The following is a 20915-nucleotide window of genomic DNA, read 5'->3' as shown; positions in this document are numbered from 1 at the left end:
CTCAGTCGCGCTTGAGCCCGATCGACTTGACGACGGGCGCGAGGCGCGTGAGTTCGTCCTCGACGAGGCGTTGAAATTTATCGGGGCCTGAATCGATGTCCGGCTCCAGACCTTGCGAACGATAGCTTTCCTGCAACTGAGGATCAGCCATCGCCGTGCGGGTCGCCGCAGCGATCCGCTGCACGATCGCATCCGGGGTTGCTCTTGGGGCAAACAAGCCAAACCAGCCGGCATATCTGAGGCCGGACATGCCGGATTCGATGACCGTCGGAATGTCCGGCGCACCACTCAGCCGCCGGTCGCTCGTCACGGCGATCAGCCGCAGCTTGCCCGCAAAGTGCAATTGCAGGAGCTGGCTCGAGACCACCGCAATCACCGAGTTGATCTGGCCGCTGACGAGATCGTTGGTCGCAGGCCCCATGCCCCGGTAAGGGACGTGGACCAAGCCCGCCGCAAGACCCGATTGCTGCCTGAACATTTCTCCGACGAGATGATTGCCGGTGCCGACCCCCGGCGTGCCATAGGAAAGCCCGCCCGGATTGGCCTTCGCAAAAGCTACCAGCTCCCGCAGATCCTTCACCGGCAGGGACGGATGAACTGCGAATGCAAGCGTGCTTGTAATCAGCCGATAGATGGCACGGAAATCGCGAACCGTGTCGTAGGCAGGCTGCGCCGTCGACAGCGGAATCGTCACTTGGGTGCTGCCATTGCCAAGCAGAAGCGAGTAACCGTCCGGTGCGCTCTGCGCCACCGCGGCGGAGCCGATCGCACCGCCCGCGCCGCCGATATTCTCGACATAGACCGGCCCCAGCAGCGGGGCGATCCTGTCGGCCCAGGGACGTCCGATCTGATCACCCGCAGCGCCGGCCGTATAGGGAATGACCAGCTTGACGGGGCGGGAGGGGTAATCGTCGGCGGTTGCACCACCGGGCCAGGCAGCCAGCGCCGTGAGGCGCGCCGCCGTATCGAGCAGTTCTCGCCGTGAGAGGGACATCGTCTACATATTCGGAACCTAGTGGATTATCTTGCACGAATGAGGGCCCCCGAAAATCCACACGGGGAGATCGCTGCCCTGCACTCTGCGGGCAGCAGAGGCAGCACCGACCCTGCGCGATCACGCGGTCAATTCTGACATGGATGACAGATTCGCGCTTCAGCATTCATGCCTCAGAATTGCACACCGCGCGTCAAGGCACCGTCGACGACGAGGTTCGTTCCTGTGATGAAACTGGCGGCGCCACTTGCGAGAAATACGACTGCGTTCGCCATCTCCTGCGGCGTGCCCATCCGGCCAGTGGGATTGAGCGCGAGCGCCGTCTTGTACAGCTCGGGATTGTTGTCCTTGATGCTGTTCCAGACACCGCCTTCGAAATAGGTGTTGCCTGGCGAGACCGAGTTGGCGCGGATGCCCTTGTGCGCGAGCTGATTGGCGAGACCTTGCGTGTAGTGGATGATGGCGGCCTTGAAGGTGCCGTAGGGGCCGGCCGCGAAATCGACCTCGCGCCCGGAGACGCTGGAGATGGTGACGATCGCGCCGGCCTTGCTCTTCTCCAGATACGGCATGGCCGCGTTCACGAGCCGCACCGTGCCCATCATGTCGGTCGAGAACTCCTTCTGCCAGCTTTCGTCGTCCTGTCCGATCGCAAGTGCGCTGACATTGGCGACGACGACATCGATGCCCCCGAGCTTCGACGCCATATCGCCGACCCAGCTCTTCAGAATCGCGGCGTCGGCGACGTCGACCGCACCGCCATAGGCCGCGACGCCCTTGGCCTCAAGCGCAGCGACCGTGCTTTCGACCTCGGCGAGATTGCGCGAGCACACACCCACGTCGGCGCCCTCGGCGGCAAAGGTCTCGGCGATCGCCCGGCCGATTCCCCTGGTGCTTCCCGTGACGAGAACTTTTGCGCCCTTGAGTCCCAGATCCATGGTCCGCTTCCTTTTTCTTGATTCAGTAGTTGCTCGCAGCCATTTTGACCAATCCGCGATAGCTGTGCGGCATGCGCATCGACACCAGATCCTTTCGCCGCACGACATTGGTCGGATAGACGCTGTCGAGATTGGTGGTGTCGACCGGCGCGGTTGCAAGCCCCGTGCCGCCGGTTGCGATCGCCTCCTGCCGCGGGAACGCGAACGTGTCAGGCCCGAATACGCCGCTGAGCCCAGGATAGCCGCGCTCGGGATCGACGACATTGGCGAAGGCAAAAAACAGGTTGTTCTCGCCGGCGCGAACGCGGAAATGATGCCAGTGGAGCGGATCCGGGCCGGTCGGAATCGGCATCGGCTGTTCGACCTCCGTGCCGGCATGCGACGAACTGAAGCGTGCCTTGATGGCGGCAGGACAGGCGATGAGATCGCAGCCGCGCAGCGCCAGCACCCGGCCCGCCTCCGGAAACGAGGCGTCGTGGCCAATCAATAGCCCGATGCGGCCGATCGGCGTGTCGACGACGGTCCAGCCTTCTCCGGCCGTCGCCCAGCTTCGCTCGTCGGCGGTGAGATGCGTCTTGCGATAGACCGAGATGTCCCCATCCGGCGTGACAAGGCAGGCGCTGTTGTAAAGCGTGTCCCCGGCGCGCTCCGCAAGGCCGCAGACGAGATAGAGACCCAGCTCCTTGGCAAGCTCCTCGAGGCGATCGGTCACCGGCCCAGGTATCGGCTGCGCCGATGTCGCGGGATCGCCGAGACCGGTCACTGCAAGCTCCGGGAACACGACGAGATCCGCGCCTTCCGCGCGGGCCTTGCGCGCAAGTGCTGCGATTGCCTCGAGATTCCGGTCGACGTCATCGCAAGGCGCAAATTGCGCGACACTGACCTGCGACGTCTTTCCGGCCGGCCATGGCTCGTGGCCGTAGAGACCGAAGAAGTCGCGCGGGTTCCAGCTGAAGGTGTCGGTCAAGAGCTCCGGATAGAGTTCCGGCCGGCGTTGCGCGAAGACGGCCTCCCCAAGCACGCGGCGCGCCCGCGCGGCGTCGAGATCGATCTCCGACAGCAGCACGCCGTCGCCTTTGTCGCGCACGGCGATCACCTGCCCGTCCGGCGCAATCACGCAGCTGCCGCCGCTGAACTGCACCGTGCGCTCAAGCCCCCACCGGTTGCTCTCGATGACATAGCAGCCGTTCTCGAAGGCGCGGCTGATCCAGTAAGGCGCCGGGGTGCGCTCCGCCAGCCAGTTCGAGATGTGGCAGATGACGTCGGCACCGCCGAGCGCCATCAGCCGCGCGGTCTCCACGAAGTGGATGTCCATGCAGATCAGCAGCGCGATCCGCCCGATCGGGGTCTCGAACACCTGGTTGTGCAGGTCGCCGGCCGCGGCCCATTTCGGCTCGGAAATATAGGGATGCGTCTTGCGGTGACGGCCGACGATGCCGTCAGGCCCGATCAGGACGGCGGTGTTGAAATAGATGTTGTCCTCGTCGACCTCGGGCATGCCGACGACGATGTAGCAGTCATGTTTGCGCGCGAGCGCCGCGAAGCGGCTCGTGGTCGGTCCCGGGATGGTCTCGACGAACGGCGCAACCTCGGCGCGGTCGAACCAGCAATAGCCGGTCGTTCCCATCTCCGGCGTGACGATCAGCTTTGCACCGGCCGCCGCCGCCTGCTCGCAGAGCTCGAGCAGGCGCGCGATGTTGCGCGCCTTCTCGAACATGGTCGGCTCGAACTGGACGGCGGCGACCTTGTGAATGGTGGACATTCCGATCGGCCTCAGGCGAGATAGGACTTCTTGATGGAGGCGCCCAACGTGTATTTGGGATCGACCATGTTGCCCAGCCTGACGCGGCCGGCCTGAGTCAGCAGCATGTAGGCGTCGATCTCGTCGAAGCCGTAATCGGCCGCCATCCAGCGGCAGAGCTCGCGGTAGGCGATGCGGGCCGCATCCTCCATCGGTCGGGCCGAGCCGATGGTCATGATGAAGTCCTTCGTTTCCAGCCGCGGCCAGGCGATGGTCCAGTTCTTGATGAGGTCGACCTGCACCGTGGTCACGGTCGGATGCTCGATGGCGACGCCGCAGAGCTCGCCATCGCCCTGCGCGGCATGGCAATCGCCGAGATAGAGCAGCGCGCCCTTGGTGTTGACCGGCAGGTAGACGACGGCGCCGACGCCGACATCCGGCAGGTCCATGTTGCCGCCGTAATAGTCCGGAACGAGCGAGGAGATCGCCTCGATCTCCGGCGAGGTGCCGATGGTGCCGATGAAGGGCTCGTAAGGCAGCGTGATCTTGTCGTTCCACTTGGTTCCGGTCTTGGCGTCGATCTCCAGCTTCTTGACGCGCTCGGGCAGCGCCGGATTGAGCAGCGCGGTGTTGCCCGTACCGACCAGGCCACCGAACTCCGGCATGATCACCGTGGTGCCGCGCGGCTGCGGCCCGCGCGGCACGATGCTCTCGATATAGACCGCGAGCGTATCGCCCTTCTCGGCGCCGTTGACGTGGATCGGTCCGTTCTGCGGATTGAGGAACGGGAAGTTGAGAATCTTCGACGGGCTGTCGGTCTCCTTCTTGATGGCGCCCTCGAACGCATCATGGGTCTCCGCGGAAACGACGGCGCCGGGATCGACGGTCAGCACCGGCTTCACATAGGGGCCGTAGACATAGTGGTACTTGCCCTGCTCGCTCTCCGTGATGGTGTGCGTCGTGCCGCGCTCGCCCTTGGCAACGCCTTTGCGGGCCATGATGGAGTCTTTCTGCCAGGACATTTTCTTTTCTCCTTCTGTCGTTGGCGTAGGTCTTCAAACCGCGAGATGACGGCGCATCTCGGCCGCGTCGTCGAGCGCCGCGCGGTCGAGATTGGCGACGATGCGGCCCTTGTCCATGACGTAGCAACGCTGCGCCATGGCGCGGATCATGTCGAGATTTTGCTCGACCAGGATGATGGTCACTCCGGTCCTGTGGTTGAGCTCGACCATGTTGCGCGCGATGTCCTGGACGATGTTGGGCTGGATACCTTCCGACGGTTCGTCGAGCAGGATGAGACTGGGATCGGCGATCAGGACCCGTCCGATCGCGAGCTGCTGCTGCTGGCCGCCAGACATGGTGCCGGCGCGCTGGTGCCAGCGCTCCTCGAGGATCGGAAAGGCCTCGACGATCTTGCGCCGGCCGGCTTCCGGAATGCCGCCGCCCTTGATCGCTGCACCGACGGCGACGTTCTCGCCGACGGTCAGGCGCGGAAACACGTCGCGCCCCTGCGGCACATAGCCGATGCCGAGGCGCGCCCGTTTGTGCGCGGGAAGAGACTCCACCACCTCGCCGCGATAGACGATCGAGCCGCTCATCGCCGGCACGAGCCCGATCAGGCTCTTCATCAGCGTGGACTTGCCGACGCCGTTGCGACCGATGACGGCGACGATCTCCCCTTCCCGTACCTCGATCTCGAGCCCCTGGAGCACCGGCTTGCCGCCATAGCCGGCACGCAGGGCCAGGGTCGACAGGATCACTTCCTTGCGCGGCTGATCAAGCATGGGCCTGCCCCAGATAGATCGCCGCCACGCGTTCGTCGGCCACGATCTCGTCGATCGAGCCTTGCGCGAAGACCTGGCCGAGATGCAGCACGGTGACGCGGTGCGCAACCTGCCGGACGAAGGCCATGTCGTGCTCGATCGCCAGCACCGTCATGCCGTCGGCATTGAGCCGCTGCACCATCTCGCCGGTCATGTGGGTTTCCTCGGGCGACATGCCTGCCGTGGGTTCGTCCAGCAGCAGAAGACGCGGCTTCAGGCTGACCGCCATGCCGATCTCGAGCCATTGTTTCTGGCCATGGCTGAGATTGCCGGCGATCTGCGCCTGCTCGGACTCCAACCCAAGGAAGGCCAGCAGCCGCCCGATCTCCGCTTCGAGCTCCCTCCCGCGATGCCGGCTTTGCAGCGCGATCTCGAGATTCTGGCGGACCGACAGGCCCTTGAAGACGCCGGGCACCTGGAACTTGACCGAGAGGCCACGGTGGATCCGCGCAAAGGATTTCAGGGCCGTGATATTCTCTCCGGCGAAGACAATGTCGCCGCTGCCGGGATGATGCTCGCCCAGGATCAGGCGGAACAGCGTGCTCTTGCCGGCACCGTTCGGGCCGATCAGGCAATGGATCTCGCCGGCGTGCAGCGTGAGGTCCACGGAATTGGTGACGTGCAGGCCGCCGAAATGCTTGTTCAGCTTGCGCAATTCGAGCAGCGACATCAACCGGCCCTCTGCGTCAGGCGGGTGGCGATGCGGCCGAGCCAGTTCATCACGCCGAGCACGAGGCCGTTAGGCGCAATCAGGACCGTGAGCACCAGCAGAACGCCCATGAAGACCAGCGCGTACTGGCTGCCGTAGATCGTCAGCGCCTGGAACGCGGCGAGCACCACCAGCGTGCCGATCACGGTCGACGTCAAGTCGCTGCGGCCGCCGACGGCAACCCAGATCAGCGGCAGCGCCGCCGCCGTCATGCCCATGCTCGACGGCGTGATGTACTGCCCCCACACCGTGTAGAGCACGCCGGAGAGCCCTGCGAGCGCGGCGCCGATGACGAAGGTGATGAGCTGGTATTTGCGGATGTCGTAGCCCAGCATCTCGGCGCGTTCAGGATTCTCGCGGATCGCGACGATGACGTTGCCGAACGACGAGTTCATCAGGATACGCAAGGCCAGATAGACGAAGACCAGAAGGCCGAGCACGAGGTAGTAGAGCCCGACATCGGCGAACAGCACGATCGGCTCGCCCGGCCAGGGGATGGTCAGCGGCGGCATCGCGCTCATGCCGTTGAAGCCGTTCAGCCGCGCAGTCCCGATATGCCATTCCGGCCCCGCGGTCTGTGCCATGAAGCGCTCCAGCATCAAGGTGACGGCGAGCGTAACGATGCCGAGAAAGACGCCGGCGATGCGGCCGAAGAACATGAAGTAGCCGAGTAGGACCGCGAATAGCGCGGCGATCGCCACCGCCGCGACCAGCGCCACCAGCGTGAAGCCGTAGGCCGAGCCGAAATTGATGGTGAGGATGCCGTAGCCATAGCCTGCGATCCCGAAGAAGGCTGTCTGGCCGAAGGAGAGCGAGCCGCCATAGCCCCAGATCAGGCACAGGCTGAGCGCGATGAACACCCAGACGAAGAAATAGACGGTGTTGCCGACCGTGTAGCCGTCGCTGAACTGCGGATAAGCGAGCGCTGCGGCGAGCACGAGTGCGAACAGGCCCCAGAAGGCCGGACCGCGACCTGCGGTCTGCGGGCCTTCGAGACGGCGAAACATTGCGAGGAGACCGGTCACGACGCCATCACTCCGTCAGGTGCGCTCGCGCAGCACGAAGCCGGAAATGCCTTTCGGCAGCACCCGGACGACGATGATGACGGCAACCAAGAGGCCGATCTGGCCGAACAGCTGCCCCTGCCAGGACGTCATCACCGACTTCACCACCGCCAGCACACCGCCGGCCGGTGCCGTGCCGAGGAAGACGTCGGCGCCGCCGATCACGACGGTGACGAAGGCCTCCATGATGAAGGTCGCGCCCATGGTCGGCACCAGCGTCATGGTCGGCGCATAGAGACCGCCGGCAAGGCCGGCGAGCCCTGCCCCGCAGGCGAAGGTGAGGCTGTAGATCAGGCGCGTGTCGACGCCGAGCGCGGCCGCCATATGCGGCACCTGGATGGTGGCGCGTGCCAGCACGCCGAAGCGCGTCCAGTTGAACAGCGCGTAGAGGGCGGCGAGCACACCGAGTGCGGCACAGAACAGCACGATGCGATAGATCGAATAGGAGTAGTCGCCGACCTGGAAACTGCCGAACGGCGTGCCGACGCCGGCCATGGTCGAGCCGACCATGATCAGCGTGCCCTGCGTTGCGATCAGGCTGAGCCCCCAGGTCGCGACGATGGTGTCGAGCGGCCGGTCGTAGAGATGACGGATCACCGCGAGCTCGACCACGACACCGACCAGCGCCGACACGAGCGTGCCGACCAGTATTCCCAGCGGCAGCGGCAGGCCGGCATGCACGGTCGCGGCGGTGACGTAGGCGCCGCACATGATGAATTCGCCATGGGCGAGATTGATCACGCCCATCATGCCGAAGATCACCGCGAGCCCACAGGCCGAAAGCACCAGAAACGCGAAGGCGTCGCCGAATTGATAGAGCGCCGAGAAAACGTGGGTCGCGATGTCCATGAATCAACCAGAATGTGGGAGGATGCGGCGTTGCCGTCGCAGATGTCCGTGGTCGCCCCGACGTGCCGGCAACGCCGCAGGCGTGCCGGGGACGCCGGGGCGACCTGCCGCCGGTCAGGGTTTCGGCGGCGGATTCGACGGCGTGTACTGGGCCATCGGATCCTTCTTGGTGAGATCGCAGCCGGCCTCACCCAGCCAATACGGCTTGATGTCCTCCCAGACCTTCGGGAAGGAGATCGAGTGATCGGCGCCGACCTTGGCGAGATAGATCGTGTGCGACATGTGCTGGCTCTTCGGGTCGATGCAGACCTTGCCCTCCGGCGCGTCCATGCAGACGTCGCCCAGCGCGATCACCTTGCGGATCTCCTCGCGCTTGGTCGACTTCGCGCGCTCCACCATCTGCTTGTAGAGATAGACCGCGAGATAGGAGTTCTCCGCCTCCTGGTTCACATAGGGCTCGCTCGGGAACTTGGCCTTGAACTTGGCGTAGAACTCCTTGCTCTTGGGCGAGTCGATCTCCTCGATGTAGTTGGTGGTGACGAACATGTCCTTCAGGCTCGGCGGCTTGAAGCGCTTGTGCTCGTAGCCCTGCCCGACGTTGACCGAGGACGCCATCGGCAGGTTGACGTTGGCGGAGGCCGCCTGCTCGTAATAGGAGGCCTGCGCGGTGCCGACCAGCAGCGTGACCACGAAGTCGGGCTTGGCCTTCTGGATGTTCTGGATGCTCTGGGAGAACTGCGACACGCCGAGCGGGATGAACTCCTCGCCGGCCATCTTGCCGCCGTTCTCCTTGACGATCTTGCGCACCCACTCGGCCGAGATCTGGCCGAAATTGTAGTCGGCGGCGAGCGTGTAGACGTTCTTGCCGTACTTCTCCATCATGTAGGGGATGAGCGTCGAGAATTGCTGCTCCGGCACCGCGCCCGTCACGATCATGTGGCCGTCGCAGACGCCGCCTTCGTACTGGTTGTTGTAGAAGGCGAAGCCGTTGAACTGGTCGACGATCGGGCGATACGCCTCGCGCGAGGCCGAGGAGAAGCCCGCGAACACGACGTCGACCTTGTCGCGCTGGAGCACACGCCGCATGAACTCCTGGTAGCGGGTGTTGTCGGACTGGGTGTCGTAAGGGACGAGCTCCAGCGGCCGGCCCATGATGCCGCCGGCCTTGTTGATCTCGTCGGCGGCGAGCTGGATGGCGTGAACCTTGCCGATCGTCGCCGCGGCGAAGTCGCCGGACTGATCCTCCAGCACGCCGAGCTTGATTGGGTTTTCCGCCGCGAGCGCCGGGTGCGACCCGAGGGATGATCCGAGGACAAGCGTCCCCGTGAGGGCTGCGGCGCGCAGCCCCCGCAATACAGACTTGCTCATTTTGCTTCTCCTAGATGGCCTGCTTGTTGCCGCCTTGCAGCGTGATGCCGGTCGTGCGGCCGGACGTATCGGGCGGCTTCGCCCGCCTGCTCAGAAACTCCTCGCAATAGAGTTCCATGTTCTGCCGCGCGCGCATGCTTTCGCGACGGAGCTGGGAATAGGCACCTTCCTCGTCGAGCCCGTCCTGCTGCATCAGTAGGATGACGGCCCGGATCACCGCGCGGCGGCCGCGGCGGCGCTCCTCGAGGCCCTGCAGGCGCTCGTACATTTCGGCGCGCAGCAGGAACTGGTTGATGCCCATGAACAGAGAGGTGTAGACCGCGCCGCCATGCACCGGCTTGCGCAGGAACGAAGTGGCGCCGAGATTGACCAGCGCCTTCAGCCGGCTCGGCGCCTCGACGCCGACGAGACCGATCACCGGCACCGGAGGCAGCCGCGAGGCGGGGTTGACCTCGAGCGCGACCGCGCCTTCGAGATCGCCGTCGACGAACAGGATGTCACGGTCGGCCTGAAGGCTCGCAACATCGATCTGTGCACGACCGTCGATGATCTCCGGGTATTCCGTGGAAACGCCGACCTTGGCCAGCGTCGTTTCGAGCGCGCTCTCCCACCCTCCTCGCCTGGTGACGACGATGGCACGGCCGCCCTTGAAATTCTGTAGCAGTCGGGAGCTCATGATTGCACCACCTTCAAAAGCGGAGAGCGCATTGCGCTGGCAAAGCGCGGCGACGACTGAACGAGATAGGGATCCGGCGCGATCGGCTCGCGTGATTCCAGCAGCACTTCGAACTGCCCGCTGGCGGTCGACCGGCCGATCCGAGGCGTGAGCCAGGCGTGGAAAGTCTGCCGGTCGATGCGGACCTCGCCTTGCGGCGCGTGCAGCCGCTGGTCTGCCACGGCGGCGCGTACCGTGCGGGCATCGTCGGTGCCGGCCTGCGACAAGGCCGCTCCGAGCAGCTTGACGGCGATGTAGGACGCTTCGGCGTCTGCCGACGAGACAGGTCCGTCCGGGAAGGACGTGGTGTAGGCGCGAATGAAGGCGCCGTTTTCCGCCGAGGTCAGCGAGGAAAAATAGACGCTCGAGGATAGATGTCCATCGATCGCATCCGGGCCGATCTCCGGCAATTCCGGTTCCGACAGCGTACAGCTCGCGACCGGGATTTCCGCAGCCTGATCGATGCCCCGCGCGCGGCAGGCGGCCCGAAACGCCCGGAAGAAGGCATAAGCGCTGGTGCCGATCAAATTGTTGAACACGAAGTCGGGCCGCTGGTCGATGATTGCCGCGATGACCTGGTCGACCTCGGTATCGCCGACCGAGAGATAACGTTCGGCGAGCACGGTGCCACCGCGCGCAGTCAGTGCCTCTCGGAAGATGCGATTGTTTTCCCAGGCCCAGATGTAGTTGGAGCCGACACAGAAGGCGCGCGAACCGAGGCGGGATGCCAGGTAGTCGACGAGTGGCAGCACATGCTGGTTCGGCGCGGCGCCGGTGTAGATGACGTTATCGGAGCTCTCGAATCCCTCGTAGTGCGACGGATACCACAGCAGTCCGTCGAGCTTCTCGAAACACGGGATCACTTCCTTGCGGCTCGATGAGGTGTAGCAGCCGACCACATGGCGGATGCCGGAACCGAGAAGCTCGAGGCTGAGCGAGCGATAGCTCGCGAGGTCACCGGACGGATTGACGACGACCGGCTCCAGCGCAATGTCGCCACCGCTCGCGTTGATCTCGCCAAAGGCGAGCAGCGCGCCGTTCAGCATCGAACGCGCGACGACGCTATAGGACCCCGTCGTCGAGAGCATTACGCCGATCCGATACTTCGTCCGCGCCATCACTCGCCCCGAAATGAAAAAGGCGCCCATCGGCCGTTAAGCCGAGGGCGCCCTCGCCGCCAACCGAGCACGCGAAATCCGCGCGATGTTGGAAATGGTTGAAACTCGCTGCGTTGACGGGCTGAACTGCCCAACGCTTGTCTAGCACGGTCGTTGAGATCAGTTACGAAGTCAAGCGCGTTATTGCAGCGAAAGCTGCCACGATTCGTATCGTGTTGCAGCAAAACTGTGCAGCCGAGCCGCGCACCGCCGCGATGCGACGGAGACAGCAGGGCACGCCGGAAGTCCTGTTTTCAGGCCTGACGATCTCATCCTCAGCCTCCGGCATTTTAAGAATTCGGTAACGATACGAACATGGTTGAACGCATTAATGCAAATCGGACGCCGCCGGTGTCCGACCCGTAACGACCTTGCTATAAGCGCAGCTACGGCTCGATCGACGCTCGCGAATGACCTGGTTTCCCTGATTGCTCATGAACAAGCCTAGCAACACGTTCGACATCGTCATCGAGCAGTCGTTCGACTTTCTGTCTCCCGAATACGCAGAGCTGTTCGATCGCTCGGCTGCCACCGCGTTCCAGCATCCGATCTGGCTGCATAGCCTCTACACCAGGCTCGCGCCGGAAGCGGGTGCAACAGCTCTGGTCGTCGTGGTCCGCTACCGCGCGTCGGGGGCGCTTGCGATGGTGCTGCCCCTGCTCCGGATCCGGCGTGGTCCGATACGAACCGTCGAGTTCGCCGACTTGCGCGTTTCCGACTATCTGGCGCCGGTTTGTAGTCCGGAGGTGTTTTCGCAACTGCTCGACGACGCCGCTGCATGCGCGCAGATTCGGCGTCTTCTCCGCCCCTTCGATCTGCTCCGAATGGCCAAGCTGCCCGACGCCCGCCTTCCGATCGAAGACCTTCTGGCCACGTCCCGCCGTGTATCGATGGACACCAATGCCTACGCGACGGTTCTCATTGCCCCGTTCGAGCAATGGCGGGCCAGCGCGATGGATCGCTCCTATCAGAAGGAGCTCGCAAAGAAATATCGTCAGCTCCAGAAGAAAGGCGCGCTGAGCTTCTCATGCTGCGGCGACAGCGCCTCCGTGCGCGAGGCGATGGACGTGATGAGGAAGTTTCGCGGCCCGCGCTTTCACGCACAGGGCGACGGAGACCTGCTCCAGCGTCCCGAATACTACGGCTTCTATTCCGACGTCGCCCTTCGTGGCCTGGGCTCCTTCGTCCGCCTCTATGCCATGAAGATGGACGGCGAAGTGATTGCCGCCGTGCTCGGGCTGTGTCATCGGGGCAGCTTCCTCATCATCATGAGCGCCTTCGACATCGCAGGGTACAAGAGCCAGTCCCTCGGCGCGTTGATGTTCGAACAAGTGGCGCGGGATTGCATCGAGCGCGGAGATCAGATGCTCGATTTCACCATTGGCGACGAGCCATACAAGAAATTGTTCGGCGCGCAGCCTTCACCGATGTGGGCGGTCACGCAAGCCGGCAGCCCGATGGGCGCCGTCGCCCTCGTCGCACTGAAGCAGGCTCCCTGGCTCAAGCTGGCGGCCAAGCGGCTGTCGGACCTAAGGCTCCAGCCCGCCCGCACCCCAACTCCCACGCGCTGACCGACGGCCGGCGCAGGGGCGCAGAACCTAGCGCATGATCCGGAAAAGTGTGCAGCGACTTTCCCTCGCGACAAACGCGGAACGCGTTTGCGCGGAGATCATGCTCAAACAATAAACTAAAGCGCGATGACGATTCATCCTGATCTCATCGCGCTTTAGGCACGCAACGCGCCGCGGACACGTCCGAGCCAGCCCGGGTTCATTTGATCGACGCGGTGTGCAAGACTGCGCCGCAGGAAGTGCAACCGTCGCCGCACGTCCCAGCTGATATCTTTGCGGGATGTCAGGGCCTGGCGGAACCGCGCCATCTTCAGCGACTGCTGGTCCGCCGCGATCTTGTCGCGATCGGAATAGAACTGCGAAATCTTCTCCCGGCCCATGCCTGCGCTCATGAGCCATCGCGGCGCGTATTCGGTGCAAAGACGGTCGACGTCCACCAGCAGGCGGGCGACGCCCGTGCCGGCGGCGGGACAATTGGTCTGGAACGCATCGCCGATGAGCACGACGCCGGGCTGGAGATGTCCCTCGACGACAGTCAGATCCATCACCCAATTCTGGACCCGGTCGGTCACGCGGAAATCGCCGAGGTAGGATTGCAATCCCGGCAGCAGGCGCAAGACTGTCGCTTCCGGTTCGCGACGCAACTCGCGCATGATCGGATCGGTCGGATCGCGGAACATGAAGAGATTGGCCCGCATGCCGGCACGAACGGGAAACAGGCTGAGATAGTCGATGCCGTCCGCCGTACGTTCGCCGTAGCAGGTCAACGCCTCGAAATCGAACGGGCTGCCGTCCTTGCGAGCGATCGTGAAGCCGAACGAAACCGAATGGCGCTCGGCCAGGACGCGCCGCCTGATGCCGAGCTTGTAGCCCAGGACTCCCGCCATGCCCGTGGCGAGGACAACGAGGCGAGCCGTCAGGCGCCGTCCGGAAGCCAGCTCGAGATGCTGAACGTCGTCGCTGCTGCTGATCCCTGTGATCTCGTCGACGATGAGGTTGGATGGATCGGGTATCTGGCTGCGCGCCATGGCGACGAGATCGGCATAGGGAAATCCGTAAGCCTGGCCGACGCTGACATCGACCACTTTGCCCTCCCGGATATTGAGCACCCGATCATATCGGCAAGCGACATCGTCGAGCGCGCTGAGGAAGCCCAGCTTGCGGAGCAACTCCAGCTGATGGCCGCCGATCTTTTCGACCCGGAATTCGTCCGGATAAACCGCCCGCTTGTCGACGAGAGCAACGCGATGCCCTGCGCGCGCCAGCACGGCCGCCGCAAGCGATCCCGCAAGGCCGCCGCCGACAATGGCGATATCCGCGACGATCGTTGCGGTCTCGCCGCCATCGATCGGCTCGGTCACGGTTCTATCCGTCGTCATGGCTCCTGCTCCCACGGTTAACGCCGCTTCCAGTGCAATTCTCCCGCCTGATGTCGCATCGCAGGGCCAAGTGCGATCATTTCCGGAGATTGAGGTTAACGACCGGAAGCCCCGGGCTCGCTGCCGCCATCGCGGCACGCGTCTTGCTCGGGATGCTCTGCAAATTCCGGTCTCTGCGGCCGATCGCCGCGAGCCATTCCGCACTCAAACGGTCGATCTCGGCTTCTTCGGCTGTCGGTGCGGCGCTAGGCCGTCAGTCCGTCGAGCTGGACCTTGCACTATTTGGGACAATGGAGACGGCGATGTTCCACAGTGAAGCAACCGACGTGACCGCGATATCGTGGCGACCGGCGAGATCCTGCAAGTCGTCCATTAACACTCGCGGTTTTTCGGCATGCTAGGTTGTCGCCGGTATCGGAACATGTCCCTTCAGGGGAGCGCAGCCCCTTAAACCTCCATGATCGAATCCATCCTCCAGTTCATGCGGCGCGACGTCACGCGCGGTGTTGCCGGGACCATCCTTCTCAAGGTTGGCAGCGGCGTGCTCGCGTTTGCATTGTTCTCGCTGGCGGCACGAACGATGTCGCCTGATGGCTTCGGCATCTTTGCGACCTGGCTTTCCGTGGCCCAGATCGCAGCCGTCGTGGGACTGGTCGGCCAGGAATCCCTGCTGGTGCGATTCCTGAACGAGTATCAGGTCGGCGAAAGACCTGATCTTACCAAAGGCGTCCTCCTATCGAGCTTGAAGATCGCCTCGGTCGCAATGCTGGTCGTGATCGCCGGGATCGCCGTCGCGGCGAACGTGAGAGGCGACTGGTGGCTGCTGATCCTTGCGGTGTCGGCCTACACGGCCGTCAATGCCGGAGTGATGCTCGGAAGCCAGATCGCACGCTCGCTGGTCAGCATTCTCATGGGCGAAGGAAATCGCGAATTCTTCTGGCGGGTCATCGTCGTCCTGTTCCTGCTCGCCATGCTGCTCGGGCATCGGCAGCTCGATCCCGCCGAGTTGTTCGCGGTGATGACAATGGCCATGTCGGCGGGCCTGGTTGCGCAGATCGTTTCGATCGCGCGAGTGCTGCCGGATTTGCGCGGTACGCCGGCGCGCTCCGAACAGTCCCGCTGGCGATCGAGCGCCCTTCACTTCTGGCTCGCATCCATCCTTGAAGTTGCCAACCAGTATTTCGACGTCATTCTGGTCTACTGGATGCTGGATCCGGCGACCGCAGGAATCTACTTTGCCGCCTCGCGCCTCGCCAACATCTTCGCCATGCTGTCCGCAGCGCTGTACACGTTCGGCGCGCGCCGGCTTCCTTCGCTGTACTTCAGCAAGAACCACCAGGAGTTCGAGCGGACTTTGCAGTTGATGGCGGAAGTGACCGCGCTTTGCGTCATCGCTGGTCTCGCCACGATCTGGATCGGCGGCCCCTATCTCCTCAACCTGTTCGGACCTCATTTCACCGCGCAGCACTCGGTCCTGATCGTGCTCGCAATCGGAACGGCCATCCAGGCGGCAGGCGGCCCGTCTGCTGCGATCCTGCAATTGACCGGTCATGAACGAATCTATGTTCCCGTCGTTGCCGCCAACGTCGCGCTGCGGCTCGCGGGATTTCTCGTCCTCATTCCCTGGCTCGGCGTGCTCGGCGCGGCGATCTCGGCGACCGTGTCGCTCGCGCTCGCAACCATTGCCCTGAACGTCCTCTGCCGCCGGCGAACCGGGGTGGATCCTTCCGTTCTCGTGCTCCTGCGCTTCTCTGCATCGCGGCGCAGCACCTATGCAGTCCGCAGCGCGGACTCGCGTGACTAGGTGTCATCACGCCGTGGCTCGGGTCCGCAGTCACGCGCCGGCAGCGCGCGAGACCGATTGGTTAACACGCGCGCTGTGCGCCATCCGGGAACCAGCGGAAATGCTGCGCGAACGACGTCGCAGCCATAGCCTCGCATTAACTCCGTTTGTTGCTAGCCGGTGTCCACGCGATGTCCGCATGATAGGTACGGAGTTAAGAAGGTGAAGATTTCGTTTCTTTAGCGGGTCGGGATCCGTGCTCCACTATCAGCCGAACAAGGAATTGGGCGCGACGAGCGCGACGGCACCCGCGCGGCCAGACAGAGGCGGGCCGAAGCTGCACGTGCTTCTTGCCCAAACCCAGGCCGAGAACGCCGGCGCGCAAGAGATCTCCCGGCTTCTCGGCGCCGGGCTGACAGCTCGCGGCTACCGGGTCACCAACCTGTTCTTCTTCCGCAAATCGGACTCCTTCGATGAGCCGCCCGATACGCTCTACTGCGCGCCGAGCCGGCCTGGCAATCCGGTGGCGCTGCTGCGGATGCTGTGGACGCTCGGCCGCCATATCCGGACCACCAGGCCCGACGCCGTCCTGACGTTCCAGCATTTCGGCAACGTCATCGGCGGTGGCGTGACGCGTCTCGTCAGCCGTGCACCGGTCGTCGCAAATCAGGTTTCATCCGCGCTCTCGATGAGCTGGCCGGTCCGCACCGCCGACATCGTCATGGGCAGCCTCGGCTTCTTCGATTGCATCACGCTCAATTCGAAGGACATGCAGCGCGAATATTCGCGCTACCCCGCGGCCTACCGGTCGCGCATGGTGCATGTGCCGCACGGCTTCGATGACAAGGCCCTCACCCTGTCGAAGGAGGCTGCACGACATGAGTTCAATCTGCCGCCGGACTGCCTCCTGCTTGGCTGCGCAGCACGGCTGCATCCGCACAAGCGGCTCGATTTGGCGATACGTCTGCTGCCGGATCAACCGTCCTGGCACCTTGCGCTCGCCGGCCAGGGATCCGACGAGGCCCGGCTGAGGCAGCTGGCGAACGACTTGAACGTCTCGGACCGACTGCATTTGCTCGGGGAAATCGCCCCTAGCCGGATGGCGGAGTTCCTGGCCTGTCTGGACGTGTTCGTATTTCCGACACAAGCCGAAACCTTCGGTTTGGCTGCGGTCGAGGCCGCGAACGCCGGCGTTCCCTCCGTCGTGACCGATCTTCCTGTCCTGCGCGAAGTGTTGTCCTACGACGGAAGACCGACTGCACTCTTCGTGGACGCCTCCGATCATGCAAAGCTCTCCGCAGCCGTCTCCAAGATGCTGACGGACAAACCGCTGAGCGACGAACTGCGACAAAATGCCAAGGGCTTGAGATTGCGCTATTCGGTAGATGCCATGGTGGAGGAATACGTTCGAATTCTCGACCAGGTCATTTGACCTGATATGTTGAAATAGATTGGCTCGACATGATCATCGAGTTTCGCTGTGAACGCGAATACGCGCGGCAGTGGATGAGCCGCGAAACGCTGTCGATCGATGGCCGGGACGTTCCGGTTCAAATCGAATGGGTGCCAACGGCGCAGCCGCGGCCCCCAGGACTCGATGCCCTGTTCGAGCTCGAACGCGTGGTGTTGCACAAGGGTAAACATACCGGCGCCAACAAGCTGAAGATCGTTCCGGAACGAACGCAGGTTCGCACCGGGACGGCCGAAGTGATCGTCGATTTTACGGGCGCCGCGCGGGACCCGAACTGCTCTGCCCGGCTGTATCTTCGGCCGCTGTTCGACGGAATTGCCGGAGAAAATGCCGCGCTCGCCGCCATTCTCGCCGGCGACCTGCCCGTGATCGACATCGTCAACGAGATCGACGGTTCAGTCCTCGACCGCGGCCATCCATCCGGAGAAATTGCCGCGGGCCTCAGCGGCGCGCTCGAAACGGTCATGGCGCGGACGCTGACCATGGTGGCGGCGATCCTGTCGGGAAGGCCGCGCATCGTGCCGCAGGTGGCGCGCCCCGCTGGAAATGGCCCGCGCCGCGGGCCCGTTGGCCATGTTGCTCGCGGCCTTGCCGTATCGATCGCCAAGGAGATCTATCGCCTCTGCTGCTATGCCCCGCATTGGCATATCGGATGGCGCTTCAATGACGGCGCGGGCGTCTGGCAGACCGGAGATCTATCAGGTCCAGGCTGGAACGTTCTGGGAGATCCTGGAAACCACTTCTACGCCGATCCCTTTCCCGTCACGTGGCAGGGACGGACATTCGTCTTCTTCGAGGATCTCGATCACCGTGTCGAAAAAGGCATCATTTCGGCGATCGAGTTCAATGACGCGGGGCCGGTCGGCGAGGTGATGCCGGTGCTGGAGGAGCCCTGGCACCTCTCCTATCCGTTTCTGATCGAGGACGATGGCGAGCTGTGGATGATCCCGGAGAGCTCGATCCGCGGGGACGTCGCCCTCTACAAATGCATTCGGTTTCCGGACAAATGGGAGCGATACGCAACGCTCCTTTCCGGCCTCGAGCTGGCCGACGTCACGATCACGCGGCACAACGGCCTGCATTATCTGTTTGGCGCCTGGCGCGACGGAACGGGTGGCTATTCGGATTCGCTGGCGATCTATTACGCCGACCGCCTCTTGGGGCCCTGGCTGCCCCACGCCAGCAATCCGGTCTTGATCGACCGCGCCAGCACACGGCCGGCGGGGAATTTCGTCACCCTCGACGACAAATTGTGGCGACCGGTCCAGGACTGTACCGACGGATACGGCGCAGGGCTTGCCCTGGCGGAAGTGGTCGAACTGTCGCCGACGGCGTTCAAGCAGATCGTCCGCCACTCGCTGAAGCCCGGACCGGCATGGCCCGGCAGGAAGCTGCACACCTTGAACCGCTGCGGCCGGCTCGAGGTGATCGACGGATCGCGCGTCCAACCCAAGACCAGTGCCTTCGCGAGCAAAATTCCATCGGCCGTGTTACCTGCGCGAACCAATCCCTCCACCGCCCGCTAAAGCGCGATGAGATGAGGATCAATCGTCATCGCGCTTTAGGTTATTGTTTGAGCATGATCTTTTCGGAAAACCGCTGCACACTTTTCCGGATCATGCTCTAGCGGCAGCTTGCCAGCCGCGCGTCTTCGCTTGCACCTCGCCCGAGTGCACGGCCAAGGACGCGTCCGATCGTTCCGGTCTGCGATGCACTGCCGCGCCAGGCCACGATCTGGTCGGGTCGTATCAGGGCGAGGTCCGCCTCGTAGAGATCGCGCAACGATCTTGGCAGCGTGACGAGTTTTATATCGACCCCGATCGCGCGGATGGTCTCGGCGAATGACGCATGGGCCGACATGACCTCCCCAAACTGGAGCAGCGTCCATTCGAATCCGAACAGGTCGTACAGGGACACGCCGTCCTCCAGCCACGCATGCGGTGTGCGACCGCCGGGACAGGCGCTCGGGATGTAGACGTTCGCAGCATCCGGCGGCGGCTGGCCGCCGTCGGAGACGATGACCGGCGAGCCGTCGTAACGTCCGCCGAAGGTGACGCCGGGGATGTTGAACTCGGCGCGGGCATGCTGTTCGAGATAGACGCCCGCGATCCGCCGCGCCTCGCGGCCCTCGTCCGTTGCGTCCTCGATCTCCGGCGCGGGCGCGAACAGACCGAGGGAGTCGGCAAAGCGCCGCGCATAATCTGTGTTACGAAGCGCCACCGGTCGCCGCTCGATCTCGTAGCTGTCGAGCAGCGCAGCCGGGCTCGCGCCCTTGACGACGCTTGCGAGCTTCCAGCCGAGATTGACCGCATCCTCGATCGCGGTGTTGTAGCCGAGCCCTCCGGTCGGCGTGAACAGATGCGCCGCATCGCCGCCGAGGAACACCCTGCCCCGCTGCATCCCGTTCGCAACCAGCGCGTGACCGGCGGTCCAGGTCAGGAAAGAGAGCACTTCACATGCGATCGGCGCACCGCAGGCACGCCGGAACGCGGCCTTGGCCTCGTTGACCGTGATCGCATTCTCGTCCTCACCTGGCCGCAGCTGCGTGTGGAACGCGAATTCATCGCGTCCGTTCACGGAGGCCATGAAGGCGCGGCGGTCGCCGTTGAAGCAATTGTACATCCACGCCTTGGCGTGCGGGACGCTGGCGTAGAACTCCGGCGAACGAAGATAGACCGCCAGCATGCGGCCGCCCATGAAATCGCGCTGCGTTCCGGTCTCGCCGCCATAGACGATGCCGAGCGATTGCCGGACCATCGAGCGCGGCCCATCGGCGCCGACCAGGAAATCGGCCCGGACCTGGAAGCGGCTGCCATCGTCGAGACATTCGACCTCGCCGACGATGCCGTCATCGCTTTCGGCGTAGCCGATCAGCCGGTGACCGTAGTTGAGCTTGATCCCGGGGAGCCGTTCGGCATGGCGGCGCAGCACCGCCTCGACATATTTCTGCGAAACCCGATGCGGCAGCTCCGCCGCGCTCCAGGAGCCCGACATGCCCTTGATCAGCTCGCCCGCGCGCGACGATGACGGCAATGCAAAGCGCGCCAGCTCGTAACCGGTATAGCGCGTGAAATACGCAACGTCGGTCGGATAGTCGGCGGGCAGCCCCTCCCGCCTGATCTCGTCGGCAAAACCCAGCCGCCGATAATGCTCCATCGAACGCGCCTGCGTCGCATTGGCCTGCGGATTGAATGCCGTGCCCGGCTTTTCATCGACCAGGATCGCGGAGACGCCGCGGCGGCCAAGTTCGTTGGCCAGCATCAGCCCGCAAGGGCCCCCGCCCACGATGAGCACCGCGGCCGTCAGACGTGTTTCCAAGACGCTTCTCCCTACCAGCATCATCTTACATGGTAAGT

Annotated in this window: 17 protein-coding genes; 4 read left to right on the top strand and 13 right to left on the bottom strand. The window is 63.9% G+C overall.

The genetic code is table 11. From position 1 onward, the window contains the following. Nucleotide 1: 1 nt before the first annotated feature. From JQ566_RS03905 to JQ566_RS03855, 11 genes are all read right to left on the bottom strand, one after another. Nucleotides 2-994, bottom strand: a complete 993-nt coding sequence (locus JQ566_RS03905) for a Bug family tripartite tricarboxylate transporter substrate binding protein (protein WP_212370248.1) — start codon at nucleotides 992-994, stop codon at nucleotides 2-4. A gap of 173 nt (nucleotides 995-1167) precedes the next feature. Continuing rightward, entirely contained in the window at nucleotides 1168-1929 is a 762-nt protein-coding gene (locus tag JQ566_RS03900; RefSeq protein WP_212370245.1) for an SDR family NAD(P)-dependent oxidoreductase, read from the bottom strand. A gap of 22 nt (nucleotides 1930-1951) precedes the next feature. Further along, a complete protein-coding gene (locus JQ566_RS03895; protein ID WP_212370243.1) occupies nucleotides 1952-3691 on the bottom strand; it encodes a nitrilase-related carbon-nitrogen hydrolase in 1740 nt (579 codons plus the stop codon). An 11-nt stretch (nucleotides 3692-3702) separates the two neighbouring features. Then, entirely contained in the window at nucleotides 3703-4692 is a 990-nt protein-coding gene (locus tag JQ566_RS03890) for an acetamidase/formamidase family protein (protein ID WP_212370241.1), read from the bottom strand. Nucleotides 4693-4725: 33 nt separating this feature from the next. Further along, on the bottom strand, nucleotides 4726-5454 hold the full coding sequence (locus tag JQ566_RS03885) for an ABC transporter ATP-binding protein (RefSeq protein WP_212370226.1): 729 nt from the start codon (nucleotides 5452-5454) through the stop codon (nucleotides 4726-4728). Beyond that, nucleotides 5447-6163 (bottom strand): ABC transporter ATP-binding protein, encoded by a 717-nt coding sequence (locus JQ566_RS03880; protein ID WP_212370224.1) that lies wholly within the window; start codon nucleotides 6161-6163, stop codon nucleotides 5447-5449. Before JQ566_RS03880 ends, JQ566_RS03885 begins: the two co-directional genes overlap by 8 nt. Continuing rightward, the gene (locus tag JQ566_RS03875; RefSeq protein WP_249139268.1) at nucleotides 6163-7209 is read right to left on the bottom strand and encodes a branched-chain amino acid ABC transporter permease; all 1047 of its coding nucleotides are present in this window, start codon (nucleotides 7207-7209) and stop codon (nucleotides 6163-6165) included. The genes JQ566_RS03880 and JQ566_RS03875 overlap by 1 nt, the downstream gene beginning before the upstream one ends. A 33-nt stretch (nucleotides 7210-7242) precedes the next feature. Beyond that, nucleotides 7243-8115 (bottom strand): ABC transporter permease subunit, encoded by an 873-nt coding sequence (locus JQ566_RS03870; RefSeq protein ID WP_212370220.1) that lies wholly within the window; start codon nucleotides 8113-8115, stop codon nucleotides 7243-7245. Nucleotides 8116-8229: 114 nt separating this feature from the next. Further along, nucleotides 8230-9483 (bottom strand): urea ABC transporter substrate-binding protein, encoded by a 1254-nt coding sequence (locus tag JQ566_RS03865; protein ID WP_212370218.1) that lies wholly within the window; start codon nucleotides 9481-9483, stop codon nucleotides 8230-8232. A gap of 10 nt (nucleotides 9484-9493) precedes the next feature. Then, complete coding sequence (locus JQ566_RS03860) at nucleotides 9494-10159, bottom strand: ANTAR domain-containing response regulator (RefSeq protein ID WP_212370216.1); 666 nt, start codon at nucleotides 10157-10159, stop codon at nucleotides 9494-9496. Further along, complete coding sequence (locus JQ566_RS03855) at nucleotides 10156-11316, bottom strand: transporter substrate-binding domain-containing protein (RefSeq protein WP_212370214.1); 1161 nt, start codon at nucleotides 11314-11316, stop codon at nucleotides 10156-10158. Before JQ566_RS03855 ends, JQ566_RS03860 begins: the two co-directional genes overlap by 4 nt. Nucleotides 11317-11789: 473 nt before the next feature. Here JQ566_RS03855 and JQ566_RS03850 point away from each other — a divergent pair, with 473 nt between their 5' ends. Continuing rightward, nucleotides 11790-12926, top strand: coding sequence for a GNAT family N-acetyltransferase (locus JQ566_RS03850; protein ID WP_212371475.1), 1137 nt, complete (start codon nucleotides 11790-11792; stop codon nucleotides 12924-12926). Between the two features lie 155 nt (nucleotides 12927-13081). Here JQ566_RS03850 and JQ566_RS03845 read toward each other — a convergent pair whose 3' ends face one another. Continuing rightward, nucleotides 13082-14305, bottom strand: coding sequence for an FAD-dependent oxidoreductase (locus JQ566_RS03845; RefSeq protein ID WP_212370212.1), 1224 nt, complete (start codon nucleotides 14303-14305; stop codon nucleotides 13082-13084). Nucleotides 14306-14762: 457 nt separating this feature from the next. Here JQ566_RS03845 and JQ566_RS03840 point away from each other — a divergent pair, with 457 nt between their 5' ends. The 3 genes from JQ566_RS03840 (at nucleotide 14763) to JQ566_RS03830 (ending at nucleotide 19085) form a co-directional block, all read left to right on the top strand. Then, on the top strand, nucleotides 14763-16109 hold the full coding sequence (locus tag JQ566_RS03840) for an oligosaccharide flippase family protein (RefSeq protein ID WP_212370209.1): 1347 nt from the start codon (nucleotides 14763-14765) through the stop codon (nucleotides 16107-16109). 235 nt (nucleotides 16110-16344) lie between these two features. Further along, nucleotides 16345-17520 carry a glycosyltransferase family 4 protein gene (locus JQ566_RS03835; protein WP_212370207.1) on the top strand — a complete coding sequence of 392 codons (1176 nt, stop codon included), beginning with the start codon at nucleotides 16345-16347 and terminating at the stop codon, nucleotides 17518-17520. A 29-nt stretch (nucleotides 17521-17549) separates the two neighbouring features. Continuing rightward, nucleotides 17550-19085, top strand: coding sequence for a glucosamine inositolphosphorylceramide transferase family protein (locus JQ566_RS03830; protein WP_212370205.1), 1536 nt, complete (start codon nucleotides 17550-17552; stop codon nucleotides 19083-19085). 97 nt (nucleotides 19086-19182) lie between these two features. On the opposite strand, the gene JQ566_RS03825 is transcribed toward JQ566_RS03830, so the two are convergent. Then, entirely contained in the window at nucleotides 19183-20898 is a 1716-nt protein-coding gene (locus JQ566_RS03825; protein WP_212371473.1) for an FAD-dependent oxidoreductase, read from the bottom strand. Nucleotides 20899-20915 lie beyond the last annotated feature (17 nt).

The sequence above is a fragment of the Bradyrhizobium sp. SZCCT0231 genome (assembly GCF_018130245.1).
In the GTDB taxonomy this organism is placed as follows: Bacteria; Pseudomonadota; Alphaproteobacteria; order Rhizobiales; family Xanthobacteraceae; genus Bradyrhizobium; species Bradyrhizobium japonicum_F.
The sequence above is the reverse complement of the archived record's forward strand: the minus strand, read 5'-3'. Positions and strand labels throughout refer to the sequence as shown.

Bases quoted from the DNA above. Each gene is read 5' to 3' on its own strand.
- JQ566_RS03865 (WP_212370218.1), bottom strand. From the start codon at position 9,483: ATGAGCAAGTCTGTATTGCGGGGGCTGCGCGCCGCAGCCCTCACGGGG.
- JQ566_RS03870 (WP_212370220.1), bottom strand. From the start codon at position 8,115: ATGGACATCGCGACCCACGTTTTCTCGGCGCTCTATCAATTCGGCGAC.
- JQ566_RS03825 (WP_212371473.1), bottom strand. From the start codon at position 20,898: ATGCTGGTAGGGAGAAGCGTCTTGGAAACACGTCTGACGGCCGCGGTG.
- JQ566_RS03890 (WP_212370241.1), bottom strand. From the start codon at position 4,692: ATGTCCTGGCAGAAAGACTCCATCATGGCCCGCAAAGGCGTTGCCAAG.
- JQ566_RS03880 (WP_212370224.1), bottom strand. From the start codon at position 6,163: ATGTCGCTGCTCGAATTGCGCAAGCTGAACAAGCATTTCGGCGGCCTG.
- JQ566_RS03860 (WP_212370216.1), bottom strand. From the start codon at position 10,159: ATGAGCTCCCGACTGCTACAGAATTTCAAGGGCGGCCGTGCCATCGTC.
- JQ566_RS03875 (WP_249139268.1), bottom strand. From the start codon at position 7,209: ATGTTTCGCCGTCTCGAAGGCCCGCAGACCGCAGGTCGCGGTCCGGCC.
- JQ566_RS03905 (WP_212370248.1), bottom strand. From the start codon at position 994: ATGTCCCTCTCACGGCGAGAACTGCTCGATACGGCGGCGCGCCTCACG.
- JQ566_RS03900 (WP_212370245.1), bottom strand. From the start codon at position 1,929: ATGGATCTGGGACTCAAGGGCGCAAAAGTTCTCGTCACGGGAAGCACC.
- JQ566_RS03855 (WP_212370214.1), bottom strand. From the start codon at position 11,316: ATGGCGCGGACGAAGTATCGGATCGGCGTAATGCTCTCGACGACGGGG.
- JQ566_RS03845 (WP_212370212.1), bottom strand. From the start codon at position 14,305: ATGACGACGGATAGAACCGTGACCGAGCCGATCGATGGCGGCGAGACC.
- JQ566_RS03840 (WP_212370209.1), top strand. From the start codon at position 14,763: ATGATCGAATCCATCCTCCAGTTCATGCGGCGCGACGTCACGCGCGGT.
- JQ566_RS03850 (WP_212371475.1), top strand. From the start codon at position 11,790: ATGAACAAGCCTAGCAACACGTTCGACATCGTCATCGAGCAGTCGTTC.
- JQ566_RS03830 (WP_212370205.1), top strand. From the start codon at position 17,550: ATGATCATCGAGTTTCGCTGTGAACGCGAATACGCGCGGCAGTGGATG.
- JQ566_RS03895 (WP_212370243.1), bottom strand. From the start codon at position 3,691: ATGTCCACCATTCACAAGGTCGCCGCCGTCCAGTTCGAGCCGACCATG.
- JQ566_RS03885 (WP_212370226.1), bottom strand. From the start codon at position 5,454: ATGCTTGATCAGCCGCGCAAGGAAGTGATCCTGTCGACCCTGGCCCTG.